Origin of the sequence: Oscillatoria sp. HE19RPO, from assembly GCF_024220515.1 — a bacterium.
Classification (GTDB): Bacteria; Cyanobacteriota; Cyanobacteriia; order Cyanobacteriales; family Laspinemataceae; genus Laspinema.
In genome coordinates, this window is record NZ_JAMXOT010000050.1 from 13103 (window position 1) to 26282 (window position 13180).

10 protein-coding genes are annotated in these 13180 nt (G+C 48.1%); 9 read left to right on the top strand and 1 reads right to left on the bottom strand.

Annotated features, from left to right (window positions below; genetic code table 11):
• Window positions 1–386: 386 nt before the first annotated feature.
• The gene (locus NG833_RS05650) at window positions 387–1967 is read right to left on the bottom strand and encodes a CPBP family intramembrane glutamic endopeptidase (protein WP_254564331.1); all 1581 of its coding nucleotides are present in this window, start codon (window positions 1965–1967) and stop codon (window positions 387–389) included.
• Between the two features lie 568 nt (window positions 1968–2535).
• On the opposite strand from NG833_RS05650, the gene NG833_RS05655 reads away from it, so the two are divergent.
• The 9 genes from NG833_RS05655 (at window position 2536) to NG833_RS05695 (ending at window position 13123) form a co-directional block, all read left to right on the top strand.
• A complete protein-coding gene (locus NG833_RS05655; RefSeq protein WP_254564361.1) occupies window positions 2536–3894 on the top strand; it encodes a histidine phosphatase family protein in 1359 nt (452 codons plus the stop codon).
• A 325-nt stretch (window positions 3895–4219) separates the two neighbouring features.
• Window positions 4220–5527: a dihydroorotase gene (locus NG833_RS05660; RefSeq protein WP_254564332.1), complete on the top strand. Its 1308-nt coding sequence runs from the start codon at window positions 4220–4222 to the stop codon at window positions 5525–5527.
• Between the two features lie 391 nt (window positions 5528–5918).
• Window positions 5919–7349 carry a dihydrolipoyl dehydrogenase gene (gene lpdA, locus NG833_RS05665; protein ID WP_254564333.1) on the top strand — a complete coding sequence of 477 codons (1431 nt, stop codon included), beginning with the start codon at window positions 5919–5921 and terminating at the stop codon, window positions 7347–7349.
• 114 nt (window positions 7350–7463) lie between these two features.
• On the top strand, window positions 7464–8276 hold the full coding sequence (locus NG833_RS05670; protein ID WP_254564334.1) for an Rpn family recombination-promoting nuclease/putative transposase: 813 nt from the start codon (window positions 7464–7466) through the stop codon (window positions 8274–8276).
• A 512-nt stretch (window positions 8277–8788) separates the two neighbouring features.
• Window positions 8789–9823 carry a chlorophyll a/b binding light-harvesting protein gene (locus NG833_RS05675; RefSeq protein WP_254564335.1) on the top strand — a complete coding sequence of 345 codons (1035 nt, stop codon included), beginning with the start codon at window positions 8789–8791 and terminating at the stop codon, window positions 9821–9823.
• 103 nt (window positions 9824–9926) lie between these two features.
• Window positions 9927–10439: a flavodoxin FldA gene (gene fldA / locus NG833_RS05680; protein WP_254564336.1), complete on the top strand. Its 513-nt coding sequence runs from the start codon at window positions 9927–9929 to the stop codon at window positions 10437–10439.
• Window positions 10440–10559: 120 nt separating this feature from the next.
• Window positions 10560–11336, top strand: a complete 777-nt coding sequence (locus NG833_RS05685; RefSeq protein ID WP_254564337.1) for an alpha/beta fold hydrolase — start codon at window positions 10560–10562, stop codon at window positions 11334–11336.
• Window positions 11337–11552: 216 nt separating this feature from the next.
• Complete coding sequence (locus tag NG833_RS05690) at window positions 11553–12317, top strand: GTP-binding protein (protein WP_254564338.1); 765 nt, start codon at window positions 11553–11555, stop codon at window positions 12315–12317.
• Window positions 12314–13123: a metallophosphoesterase gene (locus NG833_RS05695; RefSeq protein WP_254564339.1), complete on the top strand. Its 810-nt coding sequence runs from the start codon at window positions 12314–12316 to the stop codon at window positions 13121–13123. The genes NG833_RS05690 and NG833_RS05695 overlap by 4 nt, the downstream gene beginning before the upstream one ends.
• Window positions 13124–13180 lie beyond the last annotated feature (57 nt).

Consider the following 13180-nt stretch of genomic DNA (forward strand, 5'->3'; position numbering starts at 1 on the left):
TTTTATCCACAAGTTCAAGTATTGCAGGTTGACAACCGAGGATTGCCTGGAAGCACCATTCTCAACACCGGCGGGGGATCAATCCCCCGCCTTATAGCTAAAGTCGGTTAAAACCGACTGCAAGCCTTATTCGGTGGTGTTTTCAGTCGGTTAAAACTGAGATTTTGTACCATTCTCAACACCGGCGGGGGATCAATCCCCCGCCTCATAGCTAAAGTCGGTTAAAAACCGACTGCAAGTCTTATCCCCTGGTGTTTTCAGTCGGTTTCAACCGACTTGATCTGTTAGGCGGGGGATTGATCCCCCGCCGGTTGTTGCTCCTGAAGGAGTCACTACCAACTTTTATTACAGGTTAACAACCGAGGATTGCCTGGAAGGGTCTGGATTTAACTGCCGCCACTGCCGAGGACGAACAGACTAAAGAGTGTGCCGCTATTCCAGAGACTGTGGAGGAGGATGGAGGAGAGGAGATTGCGCGATCGCGTATAGACGAATCCCAAGACCATTCCCAAGGTTGCTAATGGCAGGACTTCGGAGAGGTTGAGATGTGCCAAGGCAAACAATAAGCTGCTGAGGACAATAGCGGTGGTAACGGAGAAGTAACGAGTCAGGGAGGGTAACAGAAATCCCCGAAACATGATTTCTTCAAAAATAGGTGCTGCCACAGATGCGGTGATGAAAAAGATAGTTAATGCTACGGTATCTCGGTTTTCTAAAGCGATGGATAAAATGGGGTTGCTGCCACCGCGTCCCTGCCAAAATTGTTGGTTAATGATGGATATCAGAATGACTAAAGGTAAGGCAGCGAAATAACCGCCGAATCCCCAGGAAATCCAGCTTGCCTGGAGAACATTAAAGCGAAACCAGTCTTTGGCGAGGGGAAAGAAGGACCGGATGGAGAAGAAGAGGACTAATAATCCGCCAATGGCGATCGCAATATAAGTTGCCAAGATATAGAAGGCACGACTGCGAACATCTAACATGGCAGATTGGACGCCTAAGAGTTGAACACCGATGGGGACTAAAACTTGTCCGAGGAAGAAGAATCCGACAATGAACACTTGCCAGATAGTTTCCCAATCCCAAGGAGTTTCCCAGTTGTTATCGCCATTTTGAACCAGGAGGGAATCTTTGCGTTTGAGGAACCATTGAATCCCGAGAAAGATGAGTAAACTGACTCCGACAACAAACCCAAATGCGGGAATGCCGGTAACGGTTGCTAATTTCCCTAACGATTCCGCTGCCATCTCTTGTTCTTGGAGATTGAGGCGAGTTAAGGCTTCATCTTGTCCCTGGATTTGATACAGTTGTCGGAAGGCTTGATAACGAAACCATCCGTCTAAGTTTTGGGTGAGAAGTTCTTCTGAATTAGCGGGGAGGGTGGGGGAATCTTGCCAAAGGGTTAATAATAAATCTGCTGTATTAGCGGTAGGTTGCAGATGGGGACTAGAACGTTCAGTTAAGGGAGTCCAAGTCTCGATCGCCTGTTCTAAATTACCTTGACTGGCTTTTAAAATACCGAGTCTTAACAGGAGTTCATCCCTGAGAGTTTCTTGGTTGGATATTTGCTTTTGAATTTTTAGTTCGGCAAGTTCCGGGGAATTTATGCCTTCAATTAGCGGAGGTTCCGAAGATTCATCCGGTGGGAGGATGACAGTGGAGGAGAGGCGACTGCGTTGGGTGGCGATCGCCTCTTCTGTGGAGGTGACTGCTTCTTGATACTGTTTCAGCGCTGCCTCTAGGGGTTCTTCCCCGCCCAAAGCCTGGACAATTTGCAGTGCCGGATCATTGTCAGACTCGCCTTGGTACTCTGCCACATGAAGCAGCAGATTGGTTTGATAGAGTTCTAGACGGCTTTGAACCTGGGGTTGATTGAAACTTTGAACCAAAGAGGTTCCCACCAGGAAAAGTGCCAGCAGGGTTAGTGCCGTTAAAACCACGCGCTTAATGAGCTTGATTGCATCCATTGTCTGTTTCTTCTTCCTCTGGATCCGGTAGATGGGATGATAATTCGACAGTCACGCTGTTGTCAGTTTACCTTGGATTGGAGTCTAAACGTCTGGATGTCTGGGAAATTGATAAGAATTGAACAGGAATTGTGCAGGTTTTGACAATCTAATCTCAATGTAGAGGCGATTCGCGAATCGCCTCTACATTGAGAATTTTATGTTAAATATTGTGGCAGTCAGGTTAAGTTAATCTGGGGATGGATGGATTAATTCAGTTTGAAGTTAGCTGCTTTGCCTGAGTAATTCACCTCTGAGAATTGTTAGATTTTGAAATAGCCAAAAGTTTAACTGTTAAAGATTAAGGCTCAATTTTAGACTAAAGTTTTTGCCTAATTCCGAAAGAAATGCTGCTCATAGCCCTGAATCAGGGGTCTGGTTGAGAGGGAGGGAATAGGCGGCAAGGGGGGAATAAAAATGCAGTCGCCTAGTTTAACTGGAGACCAAGAAGGGGTAAAATGCGATCGATTCTGCCCCTGCGCTTCACTCGCCTTGGGACTCTGCACCATTTCTGTTGGAGGATAGAACCCTGACTACTCGCGTAATTATTGTCCGTCATGGTCAAAGCACGTTTAACAAAGAACGGCGCATCCAAGGTCGCCTCGATAAATCCGTCCTCACCGAAAAGGGTCGCGAGACGGCGAGTCAAGTAGCGGCAGCCCTCAGTGGCATTTCCTTTGATGCCGTCTACTGTAGTCCCCTAAAACGGGCGAAAGAAACCGCCGAGGCGATCGTTGCTGATTTGGCGGGAGACTCCAAACCTCCCGCACCCCAACCCAGCGATCAACTCATGGAAGTGGACTTGCGGTTGTGGGAAGGAATGCTCAGGGAAGAAGTCCAGGAGAAGTTTGCCGAAGATTACCGCTGTTGGCAAGAAAGACCCCATGAATTTTCGATGAATGTTCCCGGAGAAACCGGAACTGTGGAACATTTTCCTGTTTTAGCATTGCATGAACAAGCGAAACAATTCTGGGATGAAGTCTTACCTCGCCATCCCAATCAAACCATTTTAGTCGTGGGTCATAATGGAATTAATCGCTGTTTGTTGAGTACCGCTTTGGGAATTTCCCCGGCGCGATATCATTCGATTCAACAGTCGAATTGTGGGATTAGTATCCTGAATTTTGGCACACCCCGACCCCCATTAAAAGGGAAACTCCCCGTCCAACTGGAATCGATGAATTTAACCAGTCATGTCGGGGAAAAAATGCCCAAACCTAGACCCGGACATATTGGACCCCGACTGTTATTAGTCCGGCATGGGGAAACGGAGTGGAACCGGCAACAGCGTTTTCAGGGACAAATTGATGTTCCCCTGAATGATAATGGGAGAGAACAGTCTAAATGTGCCGCTGACTACTTACAAGATGTGCAAATTGATTTTGCCGTGAGTAGTTCCATGTTGCGTCCCAAAGAAACTGCTGAAATCATCTTGCAACATCATCCAGAAGTTGAATTAAAAGTGGATGATTTATTGCGAGAAATTAGTCATGGACTGTGGGAAGGAAAGTTTGAATCTGAAATCGAAAACGACTTTCCGGGAATGTTAGACCAATGGAAAGATAGTCCCGAATTGGTGCAAATGCCAGAAGGGGAAAATTTGGAACAGGTGTGGGAAAGGAGTATTCAGGCATGGAATGCGATCGTCAAAGCTGCTAAACCCGGGACGACGGGATTAGTGGTTGCTCATGATGCGATTAATAAAGCGCTGTTATGTCATTTCTTTGGTCTGGATCCTGAGCATTTTTGGAACTTCAAACAAGGGAATGGCGCAATTACAGTGATTGACTACACCCTAGGACCGGATCACCCCCCAGTGTTAGAAGCCGTTAACATTACAACCCATTTTGGAGGAATTTTGGACAAGACTGCGGCAGGTGCATTGTAATTTTAGAACTGGGTTTTATAAAAGCCCTCCCCTTGGCAAGGGGAGGGTTTGGGTGGGGTTCCCCCGGGGATGATGAGAAACCCGGAATTGCAAGGATTGAAAAGCCCTCCCCTTGGCAAGGGGAGGGTTGGGTGGGGTTCCCCCAGGGATGATGAGAAACCCAGAATTTCAAGGATTTAAAAGCCCTCCCCTTGGCAAGGGGAGGGGACCGGAATGTTGAATCCTTGCGTATGGGGAGGACCCCACCCTAACCCTCCCCTTGCCAAGGGGAGGGGACCGGAATAAAGAGAGATTGATTGATAGTGTTTGCTGTTGAGTGTGGACTGTGAATGAACTGCTGCAACAAGTTCGGATAATTGACCCGGTTTCGGGAGAGGATACGATCGCCGATGTTGGGATTGCTAATGGTGCGATCGCGCAAATAGCGCCAGAAATTGCCGACTGGGGAAGTGATACTCAAGTGCGGAATTGCCAGGGATTAATCTTAGGTCCTGGTTTAGTGGATCTGTACAGTCACAGTGGCGATCCGGGATTTGAGGAACGAGAAACCCTGACTTCATTAATGCAATCGGCAAAAAGTGGAGGGTTTACTCAAGTGGCAATTTTGCCGGATACTTCTCCATCGGTGGACAATCCTGGAGGGTTAGCATTTTTGCAACAAAAAGTCCAAGGAATTAGAACCCTGAATAGATTGTTGCCTCCCCCAACTCCTTCCTTGCCGAAACTGCATTTTTGGGGTGCATTAACCCTGGGAATCAAGGGAGAACAAATGACAGAATTAGCCGAATTAGAGGCATCCGGCATCGTGGGTTTTGCTGATGGTCAACCCATTGCCGATTTAGCACTGCTGAGGCGGATTTTGGAATATTTGCAACCGTGGGGTAAACCTGTGGCACTGTGGGCTTGTAGTCGTAAGTTAGCAGGAGATGGTGTTGTTCGGGAAGGGACTGCCTCAATTCGGTTGGGATTGCCAGGAAATCCGGCGATCGCAGAAACAACCGCTTTAGCAGCATTGCTGGAAATTGTTGCAGCAACGGGAACGCCGGTTCATATTATGCGAGTGTCTACCCAGCGAGGAGTGCAACTAATTGAAGCTGCCAAGGCGCAAGGATTACCTATCACTGCCAGTACCTCCTGGATGCACCTGTTGGTGAATGCGGCACAAATTAACAATCCAGCGCTGTTTACTCCCTACTGTCCCAGTCTGCACCTAGAACCGCCGGTGGGGAATCCCCAGGACCAACAGGCGTTGATTGCGGGAGTGAAATCCGGGGTCATCGATGCGATCGCCATTGATCATACCCCTTACACCTACGAAGAGAAAACCGTCGCCTTTGCTGAATCTCCACCCGGTGCGATCGGACTCGAATTAGCATTACCCTTATTGTGGGAACATCTGGTGACAACTGAGAAGTTATCGCCAGTGGAATTATGGCGGGGGTTGAGTAGCAATCCTGCCAAATGTCTGCAACAAACCCCAGTGGCGATCGCACCGGGTACAGCAGCAGATTTCACCTTGTTTGACCCTCAACAGTCTTGGCGGGTGACGGGAGAGAGTCTCAAATCCCTGTCGAGTAACACCCCTTGGTTGGAACGAGAGATTACAGGACGGGTGGTGGAGGTTTGGTGTTAGTCATTTGTCATTTGTCATTTGTCATTGGTCATTGGTCATTTGTCATTGGTCATTGGGGGAGATGGGGAGGGAACGACTGAAGTTGCAACAAACGGCGGGGGATCAATCAAGCGCCTCATAGCTAAAGTCGTCTAAAGACGACTGCAAGTCTGATACGGTGGGGTTTTCAGTCGGTTTCAACCGACGTAGTGGCGCTTCGCGAAGCGCCACTACAGGCGGGGGTTTGAACCCCCGCCGGTTGTTGCAATGGGTGCAAGATCTCAGGAAGACCAACTTAAGAAACGACTGAAGTCGTTACTACAAACTTTTCCATCTTCCCAAAATCTTGCTTCATATCCCTCCAGCATTTAACAATGGGAATAATTAACAACGCGCATCAGGAGAAATGACGGTGAGTGAAGGATTTGATTACGATTTAGTGATTATTGGCGCAGGAGTGGGGGGACATGGTGCCGCCTTACACGCCGTGAAATGTGGCCTAAAAACGGCGATCGTCGAAGCAGGGGTTATGGGAGGTACTTGCGTCAATCGTGGCTGTATTCCCTCAAAAGCCCTGCTTGCAGCCTCGGGACGAGTGCGAGAGTTGCGGGATGCTCATCACTTGAAAACCCTCGGCATTCAACTCGGTGGCATCTCGTTCGATCGCGAAACCATCGCCAATCATGCCGATAATACCGTCTCTAAATTGCGCGGCGAATTGGTCAACAGTCTCAAACGCCTGAATGTGGATGTGATTGAAGGGTGGGGAAAACTGGCCGGAAGTCAAAAAGTTGTCGTAGAAACCTCTAGTGGTGAAAAGACAATTACCGCTAAAGATATCATGTTAGCACCCGGTTCCGTGCCTTGGGTTCCTCCTGGGATTGAAGTCGATGGCAAAACGGTTTTTACCAGCGATCATGCAATTAAATTAGACTGGTTACCCCAATGGATTGCCATTATTGGCAGTGGTTATATCGGGTTAGAATTTGCTGATATTTACACCGCCTTGGGTTCGGAAGTGACCATGATTGAAGCGTTGGATAGACTGATGCCAACCTTCGATCCGGATATTGCCAAACAAGCGCAACGAGTGTTAATTGCACCTCGGGACATTGAAACTCGGGTGGGAGTTTTAGCAGCCAAAGTCACTCCCGGTGCTCCGGTGGTGATTGAATTAATGGACCCCAAAACTAAGGAAGTGGTGGAAGTCCTAGAAGTCGATGCCTGTTTAGTGGCAACGGGACGAATTCCTGCTACTAAAAACTTAGGATTGGAATCTGTGGGTGCAGAAACCGATCGCCGAGGGTTCCTCCCGGTGAATGATGCCATGCAATTGTTAGCCGGGGGTGAACCTGTTCCTAATGTATGGGCGATCGGCGATGCAATGGGTAAAATGATGTTGGCACACGCTGCATCGGCACAAGGGGTTGCCGTGATTGAAAACATTTGTGGACGTCCTCGCACTATTGATTATCGGAGTATTCCTGCTGCTGCGTTTACCCATCCCGAAATGAGTTTTGTGGGATTAACTGAACCTGCGGCGCAAGAATTAGGGAAAGAAGAGGGATTTGAAGTTGCGGCAGTGCGAACCTATTTCAAGGGGAATTCCAAGGCGATCGCCGAGGGAGAAACCGATGGAATTGCCAAAGTGATCTACCGCAAAGATACCGGAGAAATCCTCGGCGTCCATATTTTTGGCTATCATGCCGCTGATTTAATTCAAGAAGCTGCCAATGCGATCGCCAATCGGGAATCCGTCAATGAATTAGCCTTTAGCGTTCATACCCACCCCACCCTTTCCGAAGTCCTGGATGAAGCCTATAAACGCGCTGCCACCGTGTAATCCTTCACCCTAACCGGGACCAATAGTTAAGAAAAAGCCCGCACAAGTGCGGGCTTTGTGTTATTTTAGACATGAATAAAAATCAACAGTTCATCGTCAAAATAAACTGTCACTATGTATGATAACATCTGTAAGTTCTTAGCGGAACACTTTAGCCTAGATTTTGCCCGGTTGTTCGTGGGACAAGCCGTTGAATTAACCGAACTTAGTCCCAGGGAACTCTCCCTAGAACCGATTCGCGCCGATTCCCTGATTTTACTGCAATCGTTTGACTTTATTCTCCACCTAGAATTCCAAATAAACCCGGACCCCAAAATTTTCTTTCGGATGGCGGACTATCGTCTGAGGGTTTATCGACGCTTCCCGGACAAAGAAATGAAACAGGTGGTGATTTACCTCAGACCCACCGAATCTCCCTTAGTCTATCAAAATCAGTTTAACTTAGATAAATTCCACCACGAGTTTGAGGTGGTTCGGTTATGGGAACAACCCACGGAACTGTTCTTAAACTCACCGGGTTTACTCCCCTTTGCTGCCTTAAGTCGTACCGATAACCCCGTTGCAGTGTTAACTCAAGTGGCGCAGGCGGTGGAACAAATCGAGGATCCAGAAGAACAGGCTAATATTGCTGCTGCTTCCTCGATTCTGGCTGGGTTAATATTGAATCAAGAGTCAATTCAACGGATTTTAAGGAGGGACCTCATGCGCGAGTCGTCCATGTATCAATCCATTTTAGATGAAGGGTTGGAAAAGGGTATCGAACAGGGTATCCAACAAGGTATCCAACAAGGTCTTCAACAAGGTCTTCAACAAGGTTTTGAACAAGTTGCCATGAATCTGTTCCGCAGTGGAATGCCAGTGGAACAAATTATCAATGTCACGGGGTTAACTCGGGAACGACTTGAGGAACTGACAAGGGAGATTTAAAATAAAGGCGGGATTGAAAATCCCCGCCTTGGCGTTAATTTGTGGAATTAAAATTTATCACTTTCTCTCTTATGGTGGGTATTGAGTTTCCAAACCCCTACAAAACCCTCTGATAGTAGGGGTTTGGAAACCAAACCCCTACATTGAATCCCCCACGGTATCAAATTGCAATTAAATCCGACAACCCGGGGAATGGTCCCCTTTCAGACGACTGGATTTTACCCCGATCGCCTAGAAGGGGCCTTTTTCATTTATTGAGAATACTTAGAGATAAATCGACTCTCCAGCCATTCCTCCCCCTCAATACCAGCTATCCCCATGAATTCCTCAAAATCCTGAAACCCAAGCGGGAAAACCATTTCTCCCGGGAACTCTTGTCGAAAATCCCCCCAAAATGGGCAGTTCTTCATAAAACTTCATAATTTTTACTTGACAATTATTTTTAATAACGAGTATGGTCTATTGAGAATAAAGTTCAATAACGAGCCTTTTCTCTCTCTAGCACTAAACCTATGCAGACCTACGACAATCCAAGGGTCAAGTACGACTGGTGGGCCGGAAATGCCCGATTCGCCAACCTTTCCGGCTTATTTATTGCCGCCCATGTTGCCCAAGCAGCCCTGATTACCTTTTGGGCTGGTGCTTTCACCTTATACGAAATATCCTGGTTCGACCCCACCCGCCCGATGGGAGAACAAGGTGTGATTCTCTTGCCACATCTAGCCACCCTCGGATTGGGTGTCGGGGACGGGGGACAGGTGGTAGATACTTACCCCTACTTTGTAATTGGAGTCGTTCACCTGATTTCTTCAGCGGTACTCGCCGCCGGTGCACTGTTCCATACCCTCCGCGCACCGGAAAACCTGAAAACTGCTAAGGGTCAAGCCAAAAAATTTCATTTTGAATGGGACGACCCCAAACAATTGGGACTAATTTTAGGCCATCACCTGCTATTTTTGGGCGCAGGAGCCTTATTGCTAGTTGCGAAAGCCATGTATTGGGGCGGTTTATACGATGCCGCTACCCAAACCGTGCGGCTAGTGACCGAACCCACCCTGAATCCAGCGGTCATTTATGGCTATCAAACTCACTTTGTTTCCGTTGACAACTTAGAGGATTTAGTGGGCGGTCATATTTATGTCGGGGTGATGCTAATTGCTGGGGGGATTTGGCACATTCTAGTCCCGCCCTTGAAGTGGGCCCGAAAAGTGTTGATTTTCTCGGGGGAAGCGATTCTCTCCTATTCCCTGGGAGGCATTGCGTTGGCGGGATTTGTCGCAGCTTACTTCTGTGCCGTGAATACCCTCGCCTATCCTGTTGAGTTTTATGGTCCTCCGTTAGAGGTCAAATTGGGAATTGCCCCCTATTTTGCGGATACGGTGAAGTTGCCATTCGGGGACCATACTTCTCGGGCTTGGTTAGCGAATTCTCACTTTTTCCTAGCCTTTTTCTTCCTCCAAGGGCATCTCTGGCACGCCTTACGGGCGATGGGATTTAATTTCCGTCGCGTTGAACAGGCTTTGACTCCTTCTATTGAAGAAGCATAAAGCCGGTGGGCCGATCGCAACCCGCAACCGGGTTTCTATCTCACTATTCAGAAACCCGGTTTTCTAAAACCCTTTGTAAACCCGACTCTCACAACAAAATACAATGGCAAAAATTGGACTATTTTATGGCACTCAAACAGGTAACACGGAAAGCGTAGCCGAACTCATTCAAAAAGAATTCGGGGGCGAGAGTGTGGTGGAATCAGAAGAAATTTGTAATGCTGACCCGAGTGATTTTGAAAATTATGAGTGCATTATTGTCGGTTGCCCCACCTGGAATGTTGGCGAACTCCAATCAGACTGGGAAGGGTTTTATGAAGACCTGGATTCCATTGATTTTAATGGTAAAAAAGTGGCTTACTTTGGAGCCGGTGACCAAGTGGGCTATGCTGATAACTTTCAGGATGCAATGGGCATTTTAGAGGAAAAAATCTCATCTTTGGGGGGTAAAACCGTCGGATATTGGCCTACGGATGGCTATGATTTTGATGGTTCAAAGGCGGTTAAAAATGGTAAATTCGTCGGACTCGCAATTGATGAAGACAATCAGTCTGACTTGACCCCTAGCCGAATCAAAACCTGGGTCGCTCAACTCAAGAGTGAGTTCGGAGTATAGAAACTAAAATAAAGCGCATTCCCTCACCCTAAATCCCTCTCCCAAAAGGGGAGAGGGACTTTGAATCCGGATGCCCTTACCCCGATTTAATGCTAATTGTACTGACAAGGAACTGATATCATGTCTCAATTTCCCGATGCACTTTGCCTAAATGTTAGCCCCTCTCTCCAAGTATTCGATCGCCCTTTATTAAAGGTTTTATCGCGACATCTGACCGTGGGCCAATGGGAATATTCCCAAACCCAAGATGAGCCCATGTCTATAGAAATTGCCTTAGAATTGCTCCATGATTATTTAACCCAAGGCGATCGCCCGATTCATCTGCTTGGACATGGCACCGGGGGTCTGCTGGGATTACTCTATGCCCGCCGTCATCCCGAAACCGTGCGTTCTCTCACCTTGCTCTCTGTGGGGGTCGATGCGGCAGCAGATTGGCAGTCTTACTATTACAATCAACTCCAATGCCTACCTTATTCTCGATCGGCGATTTTGACTCGGACGGTCCATGAGATATTTGGATGCCAATCTCCGACGATTGTTCAACAAATTCGCCGCCGGTTTGATAGGGCACTCAGTCAGTCGTTGTCTCTCCATACTTTGTATCAGCAAGGCCGGTTATTTCCCGGAGGAGTGCCAGTCCCCCTGTTGGTCTGCGGCAGTCAAAATGATGTGATTATTGAACCCAACTTATTGCAGGGATGGCAACCTTGGTTCAAAGATGGCGATCGCCTCTGGCAATCTCCCGAGGGGGGCTACTTTTTTCACTATTTCTATCCCCAACAAGTCGGCGAACAAATTACCCAGTTTTGGGATGAGCGAGTTGCAGGCCAATTAAAACGGTCCCGCCTGACCCTCCTGAACCGGGTTGCCTCGAACACTCGCCGGTTGATCTCCTAACGCAACACCTGGAGGGGATTTGAACTAAAGTTGCAACACCCTGCGGGGGTTAAATCCCCGCCGGGTGTTGCTCTCGTTGGGAAAATTTAACTAAAAATGCCTCGTCTTGGGTTATGCTCAGGACTGAACAAAAAGGCGATCGCAGCAAAAATTTTTGCCGCGATCGCTTTTTGCATCTAAAATAAGAATGATTATCATTCTTATAATATGGATCCGATGATTACTGCTGTAGGTGGGTCCTCCGGAGTGGGGAAAACGACCTGGATTCGAGAACAGATTGCCCAGGTGCAAAAGCGGGTACTGTATTTTTGCCCGAGTGCGGATACCATGCCGATTGATGGCACTTGGATTGCCGATGAGTTTGGCGATCTCGTGGAAATTATCACCCTTGAGGAGGAATCGCGGTTGCGGACAATGGGTCCTGATACCGTTGCCTATATCGAGTTAGGATTTCATCTGGATTTGCAGGCAACGGCCCCTGTTTTAGACCGCTATCAGTGCGATCGCGTGGCGATCGTCCCGGAAGGCAGTTCCGGCAGTCCCTGGCATGAGTGGGGGAATCCGGTGATTGCCGTCCCTCGTCCCGAACTGACAACGGCCCCCTCCGAGATTTTTCGAGGGGTCCTCACTGGAGAAATTCTCGACCCCGCCAGTTTAGAGATTTTTTGGTATGAACTCACCGAAGGCGCGTATGGGACAGTCACCCGCGCTAAAGGGATTTTTGAACTCGTTGACGGGCAATCGATTCTCGGAGATTTTACCCGGGATGAGGTCAAAAAAGACTTTCAACCCTTAAATCGCAGTCCCTGGTTAGAGGGCAGGCCGGACCGTTTCAGTGGTTTAGAAGTGGTGGGCGAAACCTTAGATAAATCAGCAATTTCCCTGACCTTACAGGAATTTTGTTTAGGGGACAATGCCATCGCTTACTATCAACAACAACTCAAAGAAAACCTAGAAATTCCCGAGGTAGCTCTCTCATGAAACTCGCCGTTATCTCTTGCATTCATGGCAATATTTTCGCATTAGATGCGGTATTAGCCGATATCGAAGAACAACAAGCAGAACAGATTTTTTGCGTGGGGGATTTGGTCGGTTATGGACCCTATCCCAACGAAGTTGTGGAACGGATTCGCAGTTTACAAATTCCCACCTGTGCGGGATGTTGGGATGAGGATATTGTGGAAGGATTGAATGCCTGTGAGTGCAGCTATCCCTCGGTTTTAGCCGAAAGTCGGGGCAAACAAGCTCATGAATGGACGGACCAAGAAATTACCCCAGAAAACCGGCAATTTTTAGCCGAACTTCCCCACATTTTGCGACAAGATAATCTCGCTTTTGTGCATGGGAGTCCGCATAGTCCCCATGAATATTTGTTGCCGAATATGGATGCATTTGTGGCCAGTGAACGAGTCTTGGCAACTGGGGCGGATGTGCTGTTTTGTGGACATACTCATGTTCCTTATGTTCGCACTCTGGAGGGGGGAGAGTTGCGGGTTCGGGTGACTCAAAATGGGAACGGAGAATCCCAAACGTTTACTACGCCTTTGAAACGGATTATCAATGTGGGTTCGGTTGGGGAACCGCGTCATGGACGGACTAATGCCACCTACGTTATTTATAATACGGAAACGGAACAGGTGACTCTGCGGGAAGTGACTTATGATTATCACCAAACCTGTGAGGCGATCGTTGCCAGAGGATTGCCGAAAATTTTTGCTTGGCGGTTGGCCCGAGGGTTAGAATATGCAGAACGGGCGGATGACCCGACTCATGTCTGTGAACGGTAATTTTTGCGGTGGAATGTTTGTGGATTTTTCTCTGAATGAGTCGAGACAGAGATAGGA

Coding starts and splice junctions, on each gene's coding strand:
- NG833_RS05650 (WP_254564331.1), bottom strand. CDS start 1,967: ATGGATGCAATCAAGCTCATTAAGCGCGTGGTTTTAACGGCACTAACC.
- NG833_RS05690 (WP_254564338.1), top strand. CDS start 11,553: ATGATTACTGCTGTAGGTGGGTCCTCCGGAGTGGGGAAAACGACCTGG.
- NG833_RS05685 (WP_254564337.1), top strand. CDS start 10,560: ATGTCTCAATTTCCCGATGCACTTTGCCTAAATGTTAGCCCCTCTCTC.
- NG833_RS05695 (WP_254564339.1), top strand. CDS start 12,314: ATGAAACTCGCCGTTATCTCTTGCATTCATGGCAATATTTTCGCATTA.
- NG833_RS05670 (WP_254564334.1), top strand. CDS start 7,464: ATGTATGATAACATCTGTAAGTTCTTAGCGGAACACTTTAGCCTAGAT.
- NG833_RS05675 (WP_254564335.1), top strand. CDS start 8,789: ATGCAGACCTACGACAATCCAAGGGTCAAGTACGACTGGTGGGCCGGA.
- fldA (WP_254564336.1), top strand. CDS start 9,927: ATGGCAAAAATTGGACTATTTTATGGCACTCAAACAGGTAACACGGAA.